This window comes from Streptomyces sp. NPDC059037 (genome assembly GCF_042740015.1).
Taxonomy (GTDB): Bacteria; Actinomycetota; Actinomycetes; order Streptomycetales; family Streptomycetaceae; genus Streptomyces.
Window position 1 is genome coordinate 1 of sequence record NZ_JBHYIG010000193.1, and the last position, 19,067, is coordinate 19,067.

Genomic DNA, 19,067 nt, shown 5'->3' on the forward strand with positions numbered 1-19,067 from the left:
CTCCGCCGCCTCCGCCATCTCCGGCGATGCGATGGCCTCTTCGCCGCGGAGGCGCCGCAGGGTCGCGTCGCCGGCACGCGCGCGTGCCGCGAGTACGTCCTCGGGAGATGCGACGCGCCAGATCGCGGGCACGTGCTCCGCGACGAGGTCGTACTTGTAGTTGTAGAACGCGGCCGTGACCGTCCCGGCGCCGACCGGGCCCATCGCCGCCGTGCGCACGGCGAAGTTGACGGCCCGGGGGTTGGTGATCCCGATGCCGGCGAGCTCGCGGCCCACGTCGGGCGAGAAGTAGTGCGTGGAGTGCAGCGAGTTGAGCATGTTGTGGCATCGACGTCCCGCGCGCGGGTGCAGCGCGGCGGCCGGGGACGAGGGCGTGAGAGAAGTCATGGACGCACGTTACCGACTGGTTGGTATGAGGTGAAGTCCCAGGCACCGGCGCGGCCGTGATGGCAGTAAAGGTGGGGATCTCGTCATTGCGGACAATGCGCGCCTGGCGAAGAATCAAGGACATGGAGCAGCGAACGGTCCTGGTCGTCCTCTACAACGGCGTCCAGAGCCTCGACGTCACCGGACCCGTCGAGGTCTTCACCGGGGCGTCCGCCTACATAGGCGCCCCCGAGCCGGCGTACCGGATCCGCACCGCTTCCCTGGACGGCGCTCCCGTCCGCACGTCGAGCGGGCTCACCCTCGTCCCGGACTCGTCCCTGGCCGAAGCCCCCGTGCCGCACACGCTCCTGGCACCGGGCGGCAACGGCAGCCGCGGCCCCGACCCCCGCCTGATCGACTGGCTCCGCATCAATGCCCCGCGCGCGCAGCGCCTCGTCTCGGTCTGCACCGGCGCGGCCCTGCTCGCCGCGGCCGGCCTCCTGGACGGCCGCCGGGCGACGACCCACTGGGCGTACAGCGACAAGCTGGCCCACGACCACCCGGCCGTCGAGGTCGACCCGCGCGGCATCTGGTCGTCTTCCTGCGGCGGCCGGGCAACCAGTCGCAGTTCAGCGCCCAGCTGGCGGCGCAGACGGCCCAGCGTGAACCCCTGCGCGAGGTCCAGCAAGGGGTCTCCCCGCTTTGTGGCAGGGGAAGGATCACCGAGCACCCCGGCGGCGATCTGTGCGTCGATTCGCTCGCCGCCCGTGCCCGGCTCTCTCCCCGGCACTTCGCCCGCGCCTTCCAGACGGAGACCGGCATGACGCCGGGCAAGTACGTCGAGCGCATCCGTATCGAGCACCCGCGCCGCCTCCTGGAGGACACCTCCGACGGCATCGCCGAGGTCTCCCGCGCCTGTGGCTACGGCACCCCCGAGGCGATGCGCCGGGCCTTCGTCAAGACCCTCGGCACGGCGCTCGCCGAGTACCGGCGCCGCTTCCAGCCCCCACTCACCACCCCGGCTGCACCCGCCCCCCACGGATAGGCCCCCCATGCAGATCGCCATCGCCCTGTTCGAACGCTTCACCGCCCTTGACGCGGTCGGCCCGTACGAGACCCTCAGCCGTATCCCCGGAGCCGATACCGTCTTTGTGGCGGAGCGGCCGGGCCCGGTGCTGGGCGAGCGCGGCTCCCTCGCACTCGTTGCGGACCGGGCCTTCGCCGACGTGCCGAGCCCGGACGTCGTGGTCGTCCCCGGCGGCCCCGGCCAGAGCGACCACATGGCGCACGAGCCGCTCCTGGGCTGGCTCCGCTCCGCCGACGCCACCAGCACCTGGACGACGTCCGTGTGCACCGGCTCCCTCCTGCTCGCCGCGGCAGGGCTGCTCAAGAACCGCCGCGCCACGTCACACTGGCTCGCGCTCGCGGAGCTGGCGAAGTTCGGCGCGCAGCCGACGGGGGAGCGGGTGGTGTTCGACGGCAAGTACGTCACGTCCGCCGGGGTCTCCTCCGGTATCGACATGGGGCTCGCCCTCGTCGGCCGGATCGCGGGCGACGATCAGGCGCGGACCGTGCAGCTCCTGACGGAGTACGACCCTCAGCCGCCGTACGACGCGGGGTCCCCGGAGAAGGCGCCCGCGCACTTGGTCGAGGCGTTCCGTGCCAAGAGCCGTTTCAGCCGGCCGTCCACGTGAAACGCGGCTCGCGGCGCTCCAGGAAGGCGGCGACCCCTTCGGCGGTGTCGCCGCCGTCGCGTGCCTGCCCGGCCCAGTACGCGTCCCGGTCGGTGCGCCCCGCAGCGAACTCCTTCGCCGCCGCCTGCGTCAGCTGGGAGCGCGATGCCAGGACCTTGGTGAACTCCGCGACCCGCTTGTCCAGTTCGCCGGCCGGCAGCACCTCGTCCACCAGGCCGGTGCGCAGCGCACGCTGCGCGTCGATCAACTCGCCCGAGAACAAGAGGTACTTGGCGGTCGCGGGCCCCACCAGGGACACCAGGCGCCGGGTGGACGACGACGGATAGACGATCCCCAGCTTCGCCGGAGTGATCCCGAACAGGGCGCCCTCCTCCGCGAACCGCAGATCGCAGGCCGCCGCCAGCTGACTGCCGCCGCCCACGCAGTGACCGCGCACCGCGGCAAGCGTCGGCTTGGGGAAGGCGGCGAGCGCGTCCTCGGCCCGCACCGCCAGCTCCTGCGCCTCGCCCGGCGACTGGCGCAGCGATGAGATGTCGGCGCCCGCGCAGAAGGTCGCCCCCTCGCCGGTCAGCACGACCGCGCGTACCGCGGAATCGGCGGCGAGCCCTTCGAGCAGCGCCGGCAGCCGCCGCCACATGTCCGTGGTCATGGCGTTGCGCTTGGCCGGATGATCGATGACGACGGTGGCGACGCCGTGCGTGACGGCCTGCCTCAGCTGCGGCTCCATGCGCCGGATGCTATCCGTAGCCCTCGAACGTACGATCAAGAAGGGGCGCGGAACGGAGATGCCGATGGCCGCATCCAAGGGCGCGAAGACCCCTCTGACGCAGAACGCGCGACAGCTCAGCCGCAGCTTCGGGATGCTGGCCCTGCTCGGCGTGATCCTGACGGTGGCCGGGCTCGTCGGCCTCGTCTACACCGGTGTCGCCACACTCACCTCGATGCTCCTGTTCGGCTGGCTGCTCCTGGTCGGCGGCTGCGTCGGCCTGCTGCACGCGGTGCAGTCGCGCGGCACGGACTTCTTCTGGGTCGGTGTCGTCGTGGCCGCGCTGAACATCGCGGCCGGCGTCGTGATCATCGCCAGGCCCGACGTGGCGGCCGCGGCGCTGACCATGTTCGCGGCGCTGCTCTTCCTGACCGGCGGTGTGTTCCGTCTCGTCGGCAGCCTGGTGGTGCGTGGACCGCAGTTCGGCTGGACCCTGGTGCAGGGCGCCTTCGGTCTGCTGCTCGGCATCCTGGTGCTCTCCGAGTGGCCGAGCAGCAGTCAGTACGTGATCGGCTGCTTCTTCTCGCTGGCCCTGCTCTTCGACGGCCTCGGCCTGATCGCCGCGGGCGTCGGCGGGCGCCGCATCGTCGGGATGGTCGCCGAGCGGCCGGACCCCGAACGGCCGGAGCGACCGCGGAGCGACCAGAGCAACCCGTACAAACCGAAGAAAGCTTGAAAGGGCAACCAAGAGGGCAGGAACAGTCACACAACTGACGCGGTCATGCGGCACTGATCAAATGCCGTCGATACTCGCTGACTTATGGTCAGTAGTGCGGTCCGGACCAGAGCATTCCCAACACTCGACGTGTGGTGACAATCGAGCGCGAGGGCGGCGACCGGACGATGGACGACGACGGGAGGGGGCGCAGCCCGCTCCCTCGGGGGAGCGGAAGGGTGCCGTACGAGGGCGTGTGGCGATTCACCGCCGCGGCCGTCGACGCCTCCGTGCCCCAGGCACGGCACGCGGTACGTGATCTGCTCGCCCGGCAGGGTGTGCCCGCAGCGGACGATCTGGTGCAGGGCCTGCTGCTCATCGTCTCCGAGCTGGTCACCAACGCGGTGCGGCATGCCGCCCTGCTCTCGCCGATGCTCGCGGTGGAGGTCGCGGTCGGCGCCGAGTGGGTGCGGGTCTCCGTCGAGGACGACCACCCCTACCGCCCGACCGCCCTGATCGCCGACCACGGACAGACGGGCGGGCGCGGTCTCCTGCTGGTCCGGGAGATCACCCAGGAGGCGGGCGGCGCCTGCGACGTGGAGCACACGGCGAGCGGGGGCAAGGTCATCTGGGCGGCCCTGCCCCTGAAGCCCAACGGCACCGTCTGACGCTACGGGTTCACCAGCCCGCCGAGGGCCCGGTCAGCTCGCGGATCGCGGGCCTGGCCGCGTCGAGGACGGTCATGAACCAGGCGGAGAACGGCCCCTGTGCGTGCCGGACCGCCAGCTCATCGGCCGTCACGAACGCGGTCTCGCCGACCTCGGACGTGTCGGGCCGCAGCGGCGACTGCACCATCCCCACGAAGAGGTGGTTGAACTCCTGCTCCACCAGGCCCGAGTCGGGGTCCGGGTGGTTGTAGCGGACGGTGCCCGCCTCGGCGAGCAGCGAGGGCGAGACGCCCAGCTCCTCGTGCGTGCGGCGGGCGGCCGCCGCGAACGGCGCCTCGCCCGGGTACGGGTGCCCGCAGCAGGTGTTCGACCAGACGCCGGGGGAGTGGTACTTGCCCAGGGCGCGCTGCTGGAGGAGCAGCCGGCCCTGTTCGTCGAAGAGGAAGACGGAGAACGCCCGGTGCAGCTGCCCGGGCGCCTGATGCGCGGAGAGTTTCTCCGCTGTGCCGATCGTCCTGCCGTCCTCGTCCACGAGTTCCAGCAAGATCGCTTCTCCGGTGCCGTTCGACGAGCTGTTCGCCGCGGTGGCAGGTGTGATCGGCATACCCATCCTTCGCTTCGGTCTACGAACCTCAAGTCTGCCGTACCGAAGGGCCTGACACCCTCAGTGGCACAGCTTCGCCTCGTGCTCCGCGTGCCCGATCGGCTCCAGCTGGAACGTGCAGTGCTCGACGTCGAAGTGGTCGCCCAGGCAGCCCTGCAGCTCGTGCAGCATCTTCTCGTGGCCGATCGCGTTCAGCGTCTCCGAGCTGACGACCACATGCGCGGAGAGAACAGGCATCCCCGAAGTGATGGTCCACGCGTGCAGATCGTGGACGTCCTCGACGCCCGGCAGATCCAGTATGTGCGCGCGGACCTCGGCCATGTCGACCCCCTTGGGCGCCGACTCCAGGAGCACGTTCAGGGTCTCCCGCAGCAGCTTCACCGTACGCGGGACGATCATGAGGCCGATCACCAGCGAGGCGATCGGGTCCGCTGCCTGCCAGCCGGTGGTCAGGATCAGCACCGCGGCGACGAGCACCGCCACGGAACCGAGCGCGTCCGCCATCACCTCCAGGAAGGCGCCGCGCACGTTCAGGCTGTCCTTCTGGCCGCGCATCAGGAGCGAGAGCGAGATCATGTTCGCGATGAGGCCGATGACGCCGAAGACGATGGTCAGTCCGCCCTCGGTCTCGGCCGGCGTGATGAACCGCTGGATCGCCTCGTACAGCACATAGCCGCCGACGCCGAGCAGCAGCAGACAGTTGGCGAGCGCGGCGAGGATCTCGGCGCGTGCGTACCCGAACGTGCGGGACTCGGTCGGCGGCCGGTTGGCGAAGTGGATCGCGAGCAGGGCCATGCCGAGCCCCAGCGCGTCCGTCGCCATGTGCGTCGCGTCCGCGATGAGCGCGAGCGAATCGGCCATGATCCCGCCGACGATCTCGACCACCATGACGGTGATCGTGATCGAGAGCGCGACGCGCAGCCGCCCCCGGTACGCGCTGGTGGCCGTCCCCCCGTGCGTGTGTCCGTGATCGTGCCCAGCCCCCATGGAAGCCGCCTCCGTGTGCTCGGTATCGGTCTTCTGTTCCCCGGTCGTGTGCTTGACGCGATCACAGTGAACTACGGGTGGGGGGTATCTGGCAACGCGGCACTGAACACCGTTGTCATATGCTCTGACCTGCGGAAATGACCGCAGGTCAGAGCGTTGAGGGGATCAAGGGCGGCGCGCCTCGGGGTGGTGGAGGCACCAGCCGGCCCAAGCGGATTCGACCATCTCGCGTACCCCGCGCCGGGCCGTCCAGCCCAGCTCCTTGGCGGCAAGGCCCGCGTCCGCGACGGCCCGCGGCGCGTCGCCCGCGCGGGCGGGCTCCACGAGGGCGGGCCGGGTGTCGCCGGAGACCTCGCCGATGAGCGTGATCAGTTCGCGTACGGAAACGCCGGCGCCGCGGCCGATGTTCACCGTCAGATCGCCATCGGGCCGCTCGGTCACCCGGCGGGCCGCCGCGAGATGCGCGTCGGCGAGATCGGCGACATGGATGTAGTCACGGACGCAGGTGCCGTCCGGCGTCGGGTGGCCGTCCCCGAAGATCCGCGGCGCCTCGTCACGGGTGAGCCGGTCGAAGACCATCGGTACGACGTTGAAGACCCCGGTGTCGGCGAGCTCGGGAGCCGCTGCCCCCGCCACGTTGAAATAGCGCAGGCACACGGTCGCGATGCCGTGCGCCCGGCCCGCGGCCCGCACCAGCCACTCCCCGGCGAGCTTCGTCTCGCCGTACGGATTGATCGGTACGCACGGAGTGTCCTCGCTCACGAGGTCGACGGCGGGCGGATTGCCGTACACCGCGGCCGACGACGAGAAGACGAACCGTTTGATCCCGGCATCGGCCACCGCTTCGAGCAGCGTCACCAGGCCGCCCACGTTCTCCTGGTAATAGCGAAGCGGCTGCTCCACGGACTCGCCGACCTGCTTGCGGGCCGCGAGATGCACCACACCCGTCACACCGTGCTCGGCGAAGACCCGGCGCAGCAGCTCACCGTCGAGCGAAGAGCCCCGAATGAGAGGGATGTCCGCCGGCAGCCGCTCCGGCACCCCGGCCGATACGTCGTCGAGGACGACGACCCGCTCCCCGGCGCTGGCCATCGCCCGCACCACGTGTGCCCCGATATATCCCGCTCCACCTGTGATCATCCACGTCATGGGCGTCCACTTTATGCCGGTCGATGAAGTGCGGTTTGTGGGGCCGGGCCCCCATCCACCATGATGATCGCGTCGGCGGCGGCCCTGCAGGCCGTGCTTATCGGGCCGTAAACGGGCGGTGAACGCCCGCTTGTATTCATCCGATAGCCTCTGCCGACGTGCCGCCCGGCCGCACCGGCCTGGGGCGCCCCTCATCACGCACGTGCGCTGCGCGAGCCGCGCCGTGAATCAAGGAGTGAGTTCGTCTGTCGACCGCCATCCTGACCGGTCAGCCGGTCCCCGGGTCGCCGCTCGAAGGCGATCTGCGGTCCCTGGGCTTTGACGTGCGGATCGCCTCCGACGCGGCGGAAACCGAGACGCTGCTCGCCGCCGTACCCGCAGGTCAGCGGGTCGCGGTCGTCGACGCGCGCTTCGTGGGCCATGTCCACGCGCTGCGCGTCGGCCTCACCGACCCGCGCTTCGACGCCTCCGCGGTGCCCGGCGCCGTCTCCGTGAAGCCCGAGGCGCGGGCGGGCCTGACCCGGGCCCTGCACACGACGACGAGCGGCAACGGCGGCGGCTCCGCCACGGCGGTCGAGGCCCTCGCGGACCACATCGCCGAGGCGATCGAGGCCGAAGGGCAGGACGTCCACCGCCCCGACCTCGGCACCCTCGTCGCCACCGTGCCCGGCGATCCGCAGGCGCGCAACGAGGCACGGCAGGCCGTCGCCGCCGTGGACGAAGAGGCCGTACGCCTGCGCACCGCGGTCAAGTCGCGGGACGGCTTCTTCACGACGTACTGCATCTCCCCCTACTCGCGCTACATCGCCCGCTGGTGCGCCCGCCGGGGCCTGACCCCGAACCAGGTCACCACCGCTTCCCTGCTCACCGCGCTCATCGCGGCGGGCTGCGCGGCGACCGGCACCCGCGGCGGTTTCATCGCCGCCGGCCTCCTCCTGCTCTTCTCCTTCGTCCTCGACTGCACGGACGGGCAGCTCGCCCGCTACTCCCTGCAGTACTCGACGCTCGGCGCCTGGCTCGACGCGACCTTCGACCGCGCCAAGGAGTACGCCTACTACGCGGGCCTCGCGCTCGGCGCGGCCCGCGGCGGTGACGACGTATGGGCGCTCGCGCTCGGCGCGATGGTGCTGCAGACCTGCCGCCATGTCGTGGACTTCTCCTTCAACGAGGCGAACCACGACGCGACGGCCAACACCAGCCCCACCGCGGCCCTTTCGGACAAGCTCGACAGCGTCGGGTGGACGGTCTGGGTGCGCCGGATGATCGTCCTGCCGATCGGCGAACGCTGGGCGATGATCGCGGTCCTCACCGCGGTCACCACGCCCCGCATCACCCTGGTCGTGCTGATCATCGGCTGCGCGCTGGCCGCCTGCTACACCACGGCAGGCCGTGTGCTCCGCTCGCTGACCCGCAAGGCCACCCGCACCGACCGCGCCGCACAGGCCCTGGCCGACCTCGCCGACAACGGCCCGCTCGCCTCCGCCTTCGCGGCGCTCAAGAAGCCCGGCCTGCCGCTGCCCGCCCCGGCCATCGCCTTCGTGGGCGGCGCCGTGATCGTCTGTGTGGCGGCTTTCACTTCGTACGGCAGTCCGTGGGTGGTCGTCGCCGCGGTGATCTACGTCATCACCTCCGGCCTCGCCCTCGCCCGGCCCCTCAAGGGCCCTCTGGACTGGCTGGTTCCGCCGTTCTTCCGGGTGGCCGAATACAGCACCGTGCTGGTGCTCGCGGTCAACGCCGACGTGAACGGAGCGCTGCCGGCGGCTTTCGGGCTTGTGGCCGCGGTCGCCTACCATCACTACGACACGGTGTACCGCATCAAGGGCGGTACCGGCGCGCCCCCGCACTGGCTTGTGCGGGCGATCGGCGGCCAAGAAGGCAGGGTCCTGGTGGTCGCGCTGGCCGCCGCCCTGCTGCACGACACAGATTTCACCGTCGCGCTCACGGCGTTCGCCGTGGCCGTGGCACTTGTGGTGCTCGTCGAGAGCATCCGCTTCTGGGTGACCGCTCACAAGCGCGGAGCACCCGCCGTACACGATGAAGGAGAACCCGCATGATCGGCCTCGTGCTGGCGGCCGGCGCCGGACGGCGTCTTCGCCCTTACACGGACACCCTGCCCAAGGCCCTGGTGCCCGTCGATGGTGACACCACCATCCTGGACCTGACGCTCGGCAACTTCGCCGAGATCGGTCTGACCGAGGTCGCGATCATCGTCGGCTACAAGAAGGAAGCCGTCTACGACCGCAAGGCGGCGCTCGAGGAGAAGTACGGCCTCAAGCTCACGCTGATCGACAACGACAAGGCCGAGGAGTGGAACAACGCCTACTCCCTCTGGTGCGGTCGTGACGCGATCAAGCACACGGTGATCCTCGCCAACGGCGACACCGTGCACCCGGTCTCCGTCGAGAAGACGCTGCTCGCCGCCCGCGGCGACGGCAAGAAGATCATCCTCGCCCTCGACACGGTGAAGAACCTCGCCGACGAGGAGATGAAGGTCATCGTGGACCCCGAGAAGGGCGTCCAGAAGATCACCAAGCTCATGGACCCGGCCACGGCCACCGGTGAGTACATCGGCGTCACCCTCATCGAGGGCGAGGCGGCCGACGAGCTCGCCGACGCGCTGAAGACCACCTTCGAGCGCGACCCCGACCTCTACTACGAGGACGGCTACCAGGAGCTCGTCAACCGCGGCTTCAAGGTCGACGTGGCGCCGATCGGCGACCTCAAGTGGGTCGAGATCGACAACCACGACGACCTCGCCAAGGGCAGGGAGATCGCGTGCCAGTACTGACGAGGCTCATCCCCTCGCCGGTCGTCGTCGACATCCGGCCGGGGGCGATCGACGACCTGGCCGGTGTCCTCGCCGATCAGCGGATCTGCTCGTCAACCGGCAAGCTCGCCATCGCCATCAGCGGTGGCTCCGGCGCGGTGCTCCGCGAGCGTCTGGAGCCCTCGCTGCCGAACGCCGAGTGGTTCGAGGTGGGCGGCGGCACGCTCGACGACGCCATCGCGCTCGCCGACGCCATCAAGAAGGGCCGCTACGACGCCGTCGTCGGCCTGGGCGGCGGCAAGATCATCGACTGCGCCAAGTTCGCCGCGGCGCGGGTCGGCCTGCCGCTGGTCGCCGTCGCGACGAACCTGTCGCACGACGGTCTGTGCTCGCCGGTCGCCACGCTCGACAACGACGCGGGCCGCGGCTCGTACGGGGTGCCCAACCCCATAGCGGTCGTCATCGACCTCGATGTGATCCGTGAGGCCCCGGTGCGTTTCGTGCGCTCCGGCATCGGCGACGCCCTGTCCAACATCTCCGCGATCGCGGACTGGGAGCTCGCGGCGCGTGAGCGCGGCGAGGACATCGACGGTCTCGCGGCCGCGATGGCGCGCCAGGCAGGCGAGGCGGTCCTGCGCCACCCCGGTGGCGTCGGCGACGACGGCTTCCTGCAGGTCCTGGCCGAGGGTCTGGTCCTGACCGGCATCGCGATGTCCGTCTCGGGCGACTCACGTCCGGCGTCCGGCGCCTGCCACGAGATCAACCACGCCTTCGATCTCCTCTTCCCCAAGCGGGCTGCGAGCCACGGCGAGCAGTGCGGCCTGGGCGCGGCCTTCGCGATGTTCCTGCGCGGAGCACGCGAGGAGTCGCTGTACATGGTCGAGGTGCTGCGCAGGCACGGCCTCCCCGTGACGCCGGAGGAGATCGGCTTCACCGTGGACGAGTTCGTCCAGGTCGTGGAGTACGCCCCGCAGACGCGCCCCGGGCGCTACACGATCCTCGAGCACCTCAATCTGAATTCCGACCAGATCAAGGACGCATACGCCGACTATGCCAAGGCCATCGGTAGCTGAACTCCGCCCCGTCGTTCACCCCGCAGGGGTGAAGGACCGGCGCAGCGGTGAGCACTGGGCGGGACGCCTGTACATGCGAGAGATCTCGCTGCGCTGCGACCGCTACCTGGTGAACACCAGGGTCACGCCCAACCAGCTCACGTATCTGATGACCGTGGCGGGCGCCCTCGCCGCCCCGGCACTTCTCGTGCCGGGGATCACGGGCGCCGTGCTCGGTGTGGTCATGGTCCAGCTCTATCTCCTCCTTGACTGCGTCGACGGCGAGATCGCCCGCTGGCGCAAGCAGTACTCGATGGCCGGGGTCTACCTGGACCGTGTCGCCGCCTATCTGTGCGACGCCGCGGTCCTGGTCGGCTTCGGCCTGCGCGCCGCCGACCTGTGGGGCTCGGGCCGGATCGACTGGCTGTGGGCCTTCCTCGGCACGCTCGCCGCGCTCGGCGCCATCCTGATCAAGGCGGAGACCGACCTCGTCGGTGTCGCCCGGCACCAGCAGGGCCTCGCGCCGGTCAAGGAGTCGGCCTCCGAGCCGCGCTCCTCCGGCATGGCCCTGGCCCGCAAGGCCGCCGCGGCGCTCAAGTTCCACCGCCTCGTGCTCGGCATCGAGGCCTCGCTGCTCATCCTGGTCCTCGCGATCGTGGACTCGGTCCGCGGCGACCTGCTCTTCTCGCGGATCGGTGTCGCGGTCCTCGCCGGCATCGCGCTCCTGCAGACCCTGCTGCACCTCGTGTCCATCCTCGCTTCGAGCAGGCTGAAGTGAGTGCCGCGGGGAGCCGGCCCCTGAAGGTCGGCGCGGTCATCATCACCATGGGCAACCGGCCGCAGGAGCTGCGCGCCCTGCTCGACTCGGTCGCCAAGCAGGACGGCGACGCGGTCGAGGTGGTCGTCGTCGGCAACGGCGCCCCCGTGCCCGATGTCCCCGAAGGCGTACGCACCGTCGAGCTGCCCGAGAACCTCGGCATCCCCGGCGGCCGCAACGTCGGCATCGAGGCCTTCGGCCCCGGCGGCACCGACGTCGACATCCTGCTCTTCCTGGACGACGACGGCCTGCTCGCCAACATGGACACGGCCCAGCTGTGCCGCGAGGCCTTCGAGGCCGACCCGAAGCTCGGCATCATCAGCTTCCGCATCGCCGATCCGGACACCGGCGAGACGCAGCGGCGCCACGTGCCCCGCCTGCGCGCGGCCGACCCGATGCGCTCCTCGCGCGTGACGACCTTCCTGGGCGGCGCCAATGCCGTCCGTACGAAGGTCATCGCCGAGGTCGGCGGACTGCCGGACGAGTTCTTCTACGCCCACGAGGAGACCGACCTCGCCTGGCGTGCCCTGAACGCGGGCTGGATGATCGACTACCGCGCCGACATGGTGCTCTTCCACCCGACGACCGCCCCGTCCCGGCACGCGGTCTACCACCGGATGGTCGCCCGCAACCGCGTCTGGCTCGCCCGCCGGAATCTGCCCCTCCTCCTGGTCCCCGTCTACCTCGGGGTCTGGATGCTCCTGACCCTGGCCAGGCGCCCTTCGGGCCCTGCGCTCAAGGCCTGGTTCGGCGGTTTCAAGGAGGGCTGGACGACGCCCTGCGGGCCTCGCAAGCCGATGAAGTGGCGTACGGTGTGGCGCCTGACCCGACTGGGCCGACCTCCTGTCATCTGACAAGCTCGGGTCTGAGAACATCTGGGCCATACCCCGGTCCCTGGCCCACGCCTACGCCCGACCGGCTGCGCATCTGAAGACGAAAGTTTCCACTCGTGAGTGAGACAACGCATGACGGCGGGGTCGCGGTGACCGCGCCCCCGTCGCCCGATGACGGGCTCTCCCGGGCCGATCTCGCCGCCAAGTACGGTCTGACCGTCAGCGGCGCACGGCCCGGACTTTTCGAGTACGTCCACCAGCTCTGGGGACGGCGCCACTTCATCCTCGCCTTCTCGCAGGCGAAGCTGACCGCCCAGTACAGCCAGGCCAAGCTCGGCCAGCTGTGGCAGGTGGCGACGCCGCTTCTCAACGCGCTCGTCTACTTCTTGATCTTCGGCCTGATCCTGGAAGCGGACCGGGGCTTCGAGCGCGAGGTCTACATCCCGTTCCTGGTCACGGGCGTCTTCGTCTTCACCTTCACGCAGAGCTCGGTGATGGCGGGCGTCCGGTCGATCTCGGGCAACCTGGGCCTGGTGCGCGCGCTGCACTTCCCGCGCGCCTCGCTGCCGGTCTCGTTCTCGCTCCAGCAGCTCCAGCAGCTGCTCTTCTCGATGATCGTGCTGTTGCTCATCACGATCGGCTTCGGCAGCTACCCCAAGCTGTCCTGGCTCCTGATCGTCCCCGTCCTGGCCCTGCAGTTCCTGTTCAACACGGGCCTCGCGATGATCATGGCAAGGCTCGGCAGCAAGACCCCCGACCTCGCGCAGCTGATGCCGTTCGTGATGCGTACGTGGATGTACGCGTCCGGCGTGATGTTCTCCATCCCGGTCATGCTGGAGGGCAAGCCCGCGTGGATCGCGGACGTCCTGCAGTGGAACCCCGCGGCCATCTACATGGACCTGATGCGCTTCGCGCTGATCGACGGCTACGGCAACGAGTACCTGCCGACGCACGTCTGGGCGGTCGCGGCCGGCTGGTCCGTGCTGCTTGCCGTCGGCGGGTTCGTGTACTTCTGGAAGGCTGAGGAGCGGTACGGCCGTGGCTGACGAAAAGAACGACTCGAACGACCGGACCGACCGGAACGCAGACAAGGGGCACATCCCCACCGTCATCGCCGACGAGCTGCACATCGTCTACCGCGTCAACGGCGCCAAGACGGGCAAGGGCAGCGCCACCTCCGCGCTGAGCCGGATCATCAAGCGCGGCGAGGAGCGCGGCGTACGCAAGGTGCACGCCGTGCGCGGCGTCAGCTTCACCGCCTACCGCGGCGAGGCGATCGGCCTGATCGGCTCGAACGGCTCCGGGAAGTCGACGCTGCTTCGCGCCATCGCGGGCCTGCTCCCCGCCGAGAAGGGCAAGGTCTACACCGACGGACAGCCCTCGCTGCTCGGCGTGAACGCGGCCCTGATGAACGACCTGACGGGCGAGCGCAACGTCATACTCGGCGGGCTCGCGATGGGTATGACGCGCGAGCAGATCAAGGAGCGCTACCAGGAGATCGTCGACTTCTCGGGCATCAACGAGAAGGGCGACTTCATCACCCTGCCGATGCGCACCTACTCCTCCGGCATGGCCGCCCGCCTGCGGTTCTCCATCGCGGCCGCCAAGGACCACGACGTACTGATGATCGACGAGGCGCTCGCCACCGGCGACCGCAAGTTCCAGAAGCGCTCCGAGGCCCGCATCCGCGAGCTGCGCAAGGAGGCGGGAACGGTCTTCCTCGTCAGCCACAACAACAAGTCGATCCGCGACACCTGTGACCGTGTGCTGTGGCTGGAACGCGGCGAGCTGCGCATGGACGGACCGACCGACGAGGTCATCAAGGAGTACGAGAAGTTCACGGGCAAGTAGCCCGTCACCTGCACCCGTATGCAGCAGGGCCCCGCCGGACTCAACCCGGTGGGGCCCTGTCGCGTCATGAGTCTTCGTACGCACCGGTGGACAACTCAAGTCGCTGGCGCCCAGGGAAGATTGGGGCCAATCGGTGTGTTGTTGTGATGCGCGGAACACCCCGACGATGCACGCCGCGTTGTACAACGTAAGCTGTACCGGTGCTGATTCGCGGCAAGTGGGGCGATATCGCGCGGCGCCCCGGCTCAGGTCACGGTCCACCTCGCGGAGGGCCGGGCGGCGTGTCCGAAATAGGATGTATTGGGTCGGCAGTGTAGAACGGGAGATGTGACGGCAATGGCTACGGATGATCTCCAGCTACGCGACGCATCCGCCGTCCTCGAGAAGGCCGCGGACGAGAACTTCCCGGTGGCGCCCTTCTTCCTGCCCCGCGCCTGGCGCGACGACCTCATGGCCGTGTACGGCTACGCCCGCCTCGTCGACGACATCGGCGACGGCGACCTGGCCCCCGGCGGCGCCGACGCCCGCCACCTGGGCGTGGACCCCGAGGCCGCCGAGGACAGGCTGGTCCTTCTGGACGCCTTCGAGGCCGACCTGCACCGAGTCTTCGATTCCACCCCGAGCCATCCCCTGCTGCGGGCGCTGCAGCCCACCGTGCGCCGCTGCGGTCTCACGCCGGAGCCCTTTCTCGGCCTGATCGCGGCCAACCGCCAGGACCAGCTCGTCGGGCGCTACGAGACATACGACGATCTTCTGGCCTACTGCGAGCTGTCCGCGAACCCCGTGGGCCGCCTCGTCCTCGGCATCACCGGCACCGAGACCCCCGAGCGCGTCCGCCGCTCGGACGCCGTGTGCACCGCGCTCCAGATCGTCGAGCACCTCCAGGACGTGGCCGAGGACCTGGGCCGGGGCCGCATCTACCTGCCCGCAGAGGACATGAAGCGTTTTCATGTCCAGGAGCGGGATCTGGCCGCACCGACAGCAGGCGCGTCCGTGCGCGCGCTGGTTGCATATGAAGCAGAACGCGCCCGCTGCCTCCTGAATGAAGGCACCCCCCTGGTGGGTAGCGTCCACGGGCGGCTGAAGGTGCTGCTCGCCGGTTTCGTGGCAGGGGGGAGGGCGGCGGTCTCCGCGATCGCCGTCGCCGGATACGACGTACTTCCTGGTCCGCCGAAGCCCACCAAGCTCCGTTTGCTGCGTGAGGTGGGGGCGGTTCTGCGAGGAGAGGGGTGAGCCGGACCGTGGAGTCAGGCCCGAACGTGTCCGCGCCGGTGCTCGCCGCGTATTCCTACTGCGAGGCAATCACCGGACAGCAAGCACGCAATTTCGCGTACGGCATCCGGCTGCTGCCGATGCCCAAGCGCCGCGCGATGTCGGCCCTCTACGCGCTGTCGCGGCGGGTGGACGACATCGGCGACGGCGCGCTCGCGCCGGACGTCAAGGCCGAGCGGCTCGACGAGACCCGGGCGCTGCTCGCCCGCATCCAGGCCGGTGACGTGGACGAGGACGACACCGACCCGGTCGCCGTCGCGCTCGCGCACGCCGCGGCGTATTTCCCGATCCCGCTCGGCGGCCTGGACGAACTGATCGACGGCGTCCTGATGGATGTCCGAGGCGAGACGTACGAGACGTGGGAGGACCTGAAGGTCTACTGCCGCTGTGTGGCCGGGGCCATCGGGCGGCTCTCCCTCGGCGTGTTCGGTACGGAGCCGGGGGCGCTCTACGCCGAGCGCGCGCCGGAGTATGCCGACACGCTCGGCCTCGCGCTCCAACTGACCAATATCCTCCGGGACGTTCGCGAGGACGCGGAGGGCGGCCGCACCTATCTGCCCGCCGACGACCTCGCCAAGTTCGGCTGCTCCGCCGGGTTCTCGGGCTCCGAGCCGCCCGCCGGTTCCGACTTCGCCGGGCTCGTGCACTTCGAGGTGCGCAGGGCGCGGGCGCTCTTCGCCGAGGGGTACCGGCTGCTGCCCATGCTCGACCGGCGCAGCGGCGCCTGTGTCGCCGCCATGGCGGGCATCTACCGGCGGCTTCTCGACCGCATCGAGCGCGAGCCTGAGGCGGTCCTGCGGGGCCGTGTCTCACTGCCGGGCCGCGAAAAGGCGTACGTCGCCGTGCGCGGACTCTCCGGTCTCGACGCCCGCACCATCTCCCGACAGACCGTCAGGAGGCGTACGTGATGGGCATCCACGACGAATGCGGTGAACGCAGGCAACTCGGCGCAACTCCGCGCAACCGGCGGGCAACCCTCCGCACCGCCCCGGCGTCCCAGACTTCAACGGTCAAGGGGGAAAAGCATGAAGGGTGAGGAAAGCAGGGGCGCGGCCGTGGTGATCGGCGGCGGTCTCGCCGGCATCACCGCGGCGCTGTCCCTCGCCGACGCGGGACTGCGGGTGACGCTGCTCGAAGGGCGGCCGCGCCTCGGCGGCCTCGCGTTCTCCTTCAAGCGCGGCGACCTGACCGTCGACAACGGCCAGCACGTCTATCTGCGCTGCTGCACCGCCTACCGCTGGTTCCTCGACCGCGTCGAAGGCACGTCCCTCGCGCCCCTGCAGGAACGTCTCGACGTGCCCGTGCTCGACGCCGACCGGAACCGGCTCGGACGGCTTCGGCGCACCGCGCTGCCCGTGCCGCTGCACCTGGCGGCGAGCCTGGCCACGTATCCGCATCTGTCGCTCGCCGAGCGCGCCAAGGTGGGGCGCGCGGCGCTCGCCCTCAAGGGGCTCGACCCGGCCGATCCCCAGCTGGACGGCCAGGACTTCGGCAGCTGGCTCGCCAGGCACGGCCAGTCGGCGCGCGCCGTCGAGGCCCTGTGGGACCTCGTCGGTGTAGCCACGCTCAACGCCGTCGCGGGGGACTCCTCGCTGGGCCTCGCCGCGATGGTGTTCAAGACCGGGCTGCTCTCCGAACCCGGCGCCGCCGACATCGGCTGGGCACGCGTGCCCCTCGGTGATCTCCATGACACGCTGGCCCGCAAGGCGCTCGACTCCGCGGGCGTACGAACCGAACTGAGGACACGCGCCACCTCCATCTCCCGTACGGAGAACGGGGGTTGGCGGGTCGAAGTTCCCGGCGAGACGCTCGACGCCGACACCGTCGTGCTCGCCGTGCCGCAGGCCGAGACCCACGACCTGCTGCCGGACGGTGTGCTCGACGAACCCGACCGGCTGCTCGACATCGACACGGCGCCGATCCTCAACATCCATGTCGTGTACGACCGCAAGGTGCTCAAGCGGCCCTTCTTCGCTGCCATCGGCTCGCCCGTGCAGTGGGTCTTCGACCGGACCGACGCCTCGGGGCTGCGCGAAGGGCAGTATCTGGCGCTCTCCCAGTCCGCCGCCCAGGACGAGATCGACGCGCCCGTCGCCGCGCTGCGCGAGCGCTATCTGCCGGAGCTCGAGCGGCTGCTTCCCGCCGCGCACGGCGCCGGCGTAGGGGACTTCTTCGTGACTCGGGAGCGCACGGCGACCTTCGCGCCGACTCCCGGCGTGGGCCGGCTGCGGCCCGGTGCTCGCACCAAGGCTCCCGGCCTGTACCTGGCCGGGGCGTGGACCGCCACCGGGTGGCCCGCGACCATGGAGAGCGCCGTCCGCAGTGGCATCAGTGCCGCCCGGGCCGCTCTCTCCACACTCGACCGCCCACGTGACCACCTCTTCGACGTCGAGGAGGCCGCGTGAAGCTAGACCTTCTGGGGTCAGGTCCCCAGGAATCCAGCACCGGAACAAGAGGAGAGACTGTGCCGACTGTGCCCTCGGCCGAAACGGCTGCCGACACGGTGGACGTGACCTCACTGCTCGAGCGCGGAAGGACGCTGGCCACCCCGGTGCTGCGGTCTGCCGTGGACCGCCTGGCGCCGCCCATGGACACCGTCGCCGCCTACCACTTCGGCTGGATCGACGCCGAGGGCAACCCGTCCGACGGCGACGGCGGAAAGGCCGTGCGTCCCGCGCTCGCCCTGCTCTCCGCCGAGGCCGCGGGCGCCGCGCCCGAGGTCGGCGTCCCCGGAGCGGTCGCCGTCGAACTCGTACACAACTTCTCGTTGCTGCACGACGACCTGATGGACGGCGACGAGCAGCGCCGCCACCGCGACACGGTGTGGAAGGTGCACGGCCCGGCCCAGGCGATCCTCGTCGGCGACGCCCTCTTCGCGCTCGCCAACGAGATCCTCCTGGAGCTCGGCACCGTCGAGGCGGGCCGCGCCACGCGCCGCCTGACCACCGCCACGCGCGCGCTGATCGACGGCCAGGCGCAGGACATCTCCTACGAGCACCGCGAGCGGGTCACCGTCGAGGAGTGCCTGGAGATGGAGGGCAACAAGACCGGCGCCCTGCTCGCCTGCGCGGTCTCCATCGGCGCGGTCCTCGGCGGCGCCGACGACCACACCGCCGACACCCTGGAGAAGTACGGCTACCACCTCGGCCTCGCCTTCCAGGCCGTGGACGATCTGCTCGGCATCTGGGGCGACCCGGAGGCCACCGGCAAGCAGACCTGGAGCGACCTTCGCCAGCGCAAGAAGTCCCTGCCGGTCGTCGCCGCGCTCGCCGCGGGCGGAGCCGCGTCCGAGCAGCTCGCCGAGCTGCTCGCCGCCGACGCCAAGAGCAGTGACTTCGAGAGCTTCTCCGAGGAGGAGTTCGCCGCGCGTGCCGCCCTGATCGAGCAGGCGGGCGGCCGCGAGTGGACCGCCGAGGAGGCCCGGCGCCAGCACGCCATCGCCATCGAGGCGCTGGACACCATCCAGATGCCGGACCGGGTACGGGCGCAGCTCGTCGCGCTCGCCGACTTCGTCGTCGTACGAAAGAGATGATCACTATCGCGCGGATATGACTCGCAGTCGCGGGGCGGGGGGGGGGGGGGGGCG

General features: G+C 70.3%; 18 protein-coding genes and 2 pseudogenes. 15 read left to right on the plus strand and 5 right to left on the minus strand.

Going from position 1 to position 19,067, the window contains the following annotated elements; genetic code table 11:
* Window positions 1–387, minus strand: a pseudogene (locus ACFWY6_RS31175) (hypothetical protein); the annotation flags it as partial.
* A 122-nt stretch (window positions 388–509) separates the two neighbouring features.
* On the opposite strand from ACFWY6_RS31175, the pseudogene ACFWY6_RS31180 reads away from it, so the two are divergent.
* Window positions 510–1,411: pseudogene (locus ACFWY6_RS31180) on the plus strand (GlxA family transcriptional regulator).
* Window positions 1,412–1,418: 7 nt separating this feature from the next.
* Window positions 1,419–2,060: a DJ-1/PfpI family protein gene (locus tag ACFWY6_RS31185; RefSeq protein ID WP_384697384.1), complete on the plus strand. Its 642-nt coding sequence runs from the start codon at window positions 1,419–1,421 to the stop codon at window positions 2,058–2,060.
* Here ACFWY6_RS31185 and ACFWY6_RS31190 read toward each other — a convergent pair.
* Window positions 2,041–2,787 carry an enoyl-CoA hydratase/isomerase family protein gene (locus ACFWY6_RS31190; RefSeq protein WP_384697387.1) on the minus strand — a complete coding sequence of 249 codons (747 nt, stop codon included), beginning with the start codon at window positions 2,785–2,787 and terminating at the stop codon, window positions 2,041–2,043. The genes ACFWY6_RS31185 and ACFWY6_RS31190 overlap by 20 nt on opposite strands.
* A gap of 64 nt (window positions 2,788–2,851) precedes the next feature.
* On the opposite strand from ACFWY6_RS31190, the gene ACFWY6_RS31195 reads away from it, so the two are divergent.
* Together ACFWY6_RS31195 and ACFWY6_RS31200 are read left to right on the plus strand one after the other, a co-directional pair.
* On the plus strand, window positions 2,852–3,502 hold the full coding sequence (locus ACFWY6_RS31195) for an HdeD family acid-resistance protein (RefSeq protein WP_384697390.1): 651 nt from the start codon (window positions 2,852–2,854) through the stop codon (window positions 3,500–3,502).
* Window positions 3,503–3,669: 167 nt separating this feature from the next.
* On the plus strand, window positions 3,670–4,149 hold the full coding sequence (locus ACFWY6_RS31200) for an ATP-binding protein (protein WP_384697431.1): 480 nt from the start codon (window positions 3,670–3,672) through the stop codon (window positions 4,147–4,149).
* A gap of 10 nt (window positions 4,150–4,159) precedes the next feature.
* On the opposite strand, the gene idi is transcribed toward ACFWY6_RS31200, so the two are convergent.
* From idi to galE, 3 genes are all read right to left on the minus strand, one after another.
* Entirely contained in the window at window positions 4,160–4,753 is a 594-nt protein-coding gene (idi, locus tag ACFWY6_RS31205) for an isopentenyl-diphosphate Delta-isomerase (protein WP_384697393.1), read from the minus strand.
* A gap of 60 nt (window positions 4,754–4,813) precedes the next feature.
* The gene (locus ACFWY6_RS31210; RefSeq protein WP_384697396.1) at window positions 4,814–5,740 is read right to left on the minus strand and encodes a cation diffusion facilitator family transporter; all 927 of its coding nucleotides are present in this window, start codon (window positions 5,738–5,740) and stop codon (window positions 4,814–4,816) included.
* Between the two features lie 165 nt (window positions 5,741–5,905).
* Window positions 5,906–6,889 (minus strand): UDP-glucose 4-epimerase GalE, encoded by a 984-nt coding sequence (gene galE / locus ACFWY6_RS31215; protein ID WP_384697399.1) that lies wholly within the window; start codon window positions 6,887–6,889, stop codon window positions 5,906–5,908.
* A 245-nt stretch (window positions 6,890–7,134) separates the two neighbouring features.
* Between galE and ACFWY6_RS31220 the strand changes: the two genes are divergently transcribed.
* From ACFWY6_RS31220 to ACFWY6_RS31270, 11 genes are all read left to right on the plus strand, one after another.
* On the plus strand, window positions 7,135–8,943 hold the full coding sequence (locus tag ACFWY6_RS31220; protein ID WP_384697433.1) for a DUF5941 domain-containing protein: 1,809 nt from the start codon (window positions 7,135–7,137) through the stop codon (window positions 8,941–8,943).
* A complete protein-coding gene (locus ACFWY6_RS31225) occupies window positions 8,940–9,677 on the plus strand; it encodes a sugar phosphate nucleotidyltransferase (protein WP_384697401.1) in 738 nt (245 codons plus the stop codon). The genes ACFWY6_RS31220 and ACFWY6_RS31225 overlap by 4 nt, the downstream gene beginning before the upstream one ends.
* Window positions 9,665–10,729: an iron-containing alcohol dehydrogenase family protein gene (locus ACFWY6_RS31230; protein WP_384697405.1), complete on the plus strand. Its 1,065-nt coding sequence runs from the start codon at window positions 9,665–9,667 to the stop codon at window positions 10,727–10,729. Before ACFWY6_RS31225 ends, ACFWY6_RS31230 begins: the two co-directional genes overlap by 13 nt.
* Window positions 10,707–11,486 carry a CDP-alcohol phosphatidyltransferase family protein gene (locus ACFWY6_RS31235; protein ID WP_384697408.1) on the plus strand — a complete coding sequence of 260 codons (780 nt, stop codon included), beginning with the start codon at window positions 10,707–10,709 and terminating at the stop codon, window positions 11,484–11,486. Before ACFWY6_RS31230 ends, ACFWY6_RS31235 begins: the two co-directional genes overlap by 23 nt.
* Before the next feature lie 47 nt (window positions 11,487–11,533).
* Window positions 11,534–12,379 carry a glycosyltransferase family 2 protein gene (locus ACFWY6_RS31240; protein WP_266873229.1) on the plus strand — a complete coding sequence of 282 codons (846 nt, stop codon included), beginning with the start codon at window positions 11,534–11,536 and terminating at the stop codon, window positions 12,377–12,379.
* Window positions 12,380–12,474: 95 nt separating this feature from the next.
* Entirely contained in the window at window positions 12,475–13,404 is a 930-nt protein-coding gene (locus ACFWY6_RS31245) for an ABC transporter permease (RefSeq protein WP_384697412.1), read from the plus strand.
* The gene (locus ACFWY6_RS31250) at window positions 13,397–14,209 is read left to right on the plus strand and encodes an ABC transporter ATP-binding protein (RefSeq protein WP_384697415.1); all 813 of its coding nucleotides are present in this window, start codon (window positions 13,397–13,399) and stop codon (window positions 14,207–14,209) included. Before ACFWY6_RS31245 ends, ACFWY6_RS31250 begins: the two co-directional genes overlap by 8 nt.
* A gap of 336 nt (window positions 14,210–14,545) precedes the next feature.
* Window positions 14,546–15,442: a squalene synthase HpnC gene (gene hpnC / locus ACFWY6_RS31255; protein ID WP_384697419.1), complete on the plus strand. Its 897-nt coding sequence runs from the start codon at window positions 14,546–14,548 to the stop codon at window positions 15,440–15,442.
* Window positions 15,439–16,389, plus strand: coding sequence for a presqualene diphosphate synthase HpnD (gene hpnD, locus ACFWY6_RS31260; RefSeq protein ID WP_384697423.1), 951 nt, complete (start codon window positions 15,439–15,441; stop codon window positions 16,387–16,389). The genes hpnC and hpnD overlap by 4 nt, the downstream gene beginning before the upstream one ends.
* A gap of 117 nt (window positions 16,390–16,506) precedes the next feature.
* A complete protein-coding gene (gene hpnE / locus ACFWY6_RS31265; protein ID WP_384697425.1) occupies window positions 16,507–17,886 on the plus strand; it encodes a hydroxysqualene dehydroxylase HpnE in 1,380 nt (459 codons plus the stop codon).
* A complete protein-coding gene (locus ACFWY6_RS31270; protein ID WP_384697428.1) occupies window positions 17,883–19,013 on the plus strand; it encodes a polyprenyl synthetase family protein in 1,131 nt (376 codons plus the stop codon). The genes hpnE and ACFWY6_RS31270 overlap by 4 nt, the downstream gene beginning before the upstream one ends.
* Window positions 19,014–19,067: the final 54 nt, after the last annotated feature.

What these genes read in the sequence shown, in the direction of transcription:
- ACFWY6_RS31240 (WP_266873229.1), top strand. Translation starts at nt 11,534, where the DNA reads ATGGGCAACCGGCCGCAGGAGCTGCGCGCCCTGCTCGACTCGGTCGCC.
- galE (WP_384697399.1), bottom strand. Translation starts at nt 6,889, where the DNA reads ATGACGTGGATGATCACAGGTGGAGCGGGATATATCGGGGCACACGTG.
- ACFWY6_RS31190 (WP_384697387.1), bottom strand. Translation starts at nt 2,787, where the DNA reads ATGGAGCCGCAGCTGAGGCAGGCCGTCACGCACGGCGTCGCCACCGTC.
- hpnC (WP_384697419.1), top strand. Translation starts at nt 14,546, where the DNA reads ATGGCTACGGATGATCTCCAGCTACGCGACGCATCCGCCGTCCTCGAG.
- ACFWY6_RS31195 (WP_384697390.1), top strand. Translation starts at nt 2,852, where the DNA reads ATGGCCGCATCCAAGGGCGCGAAGACCCCTCTGACGCAGAACGCGCGA.
- ACFWY6_RS31225 (WP_384697401.1), top strand. Translation starts at nt 8,940, where the DNA reads ATGATCGGCCTCGTGCTGGCGGCCGGCGCCGGACGGCGTCTTCGCCCT.
- ACFWY6_RS31235 (WP_384697408.1), top strand. Translation starts at nt 10,707, where the DNA reads ATGCCAAGGCCATCGGTAGCTGAACTCCGCCCCGTCGTTCACCCCGCA.
- ACFWY6_RS31200 (WP_384697431.1), top strand. Translation starts at nt 3,670, where the DNA reads ATGGACGACGACGGGAGGGGGCGCAGCCCGCTCCCTCGGGGGAGCGGA.
- ACFWY6_RS31185 (WP_384697384.1), top strand. Translation starts at nt 1,419, where the DNA reads ATGCAGATCGCCATCGCCCTGTTCGAACGCTTCACCGCCCTTGACGCG.
- idi (WP_384697393.1), bottom strand. Translation starts at nt 4,753, where the DNA reads ATGCCGATCACACCTGCCACCGCGGCGAACAGCTCGTCGAACGGCACC.
- ACFWY6_RS31210 (WP_384697396.1), bottom strand. Translation starts at nt 5,740, where the DNA reads ATGGGGGCTGGGCACGATCACGGACACACGCACGGGGGGACGGCCACC.
- hpnE (WP_384697425.1), top strand. Translation starts at nt 16,507, where the DNA reads ATGAAGGGTGAGGAAAGCAGGGGCGCGGCCGTGGTGATCGGCGGCGGT.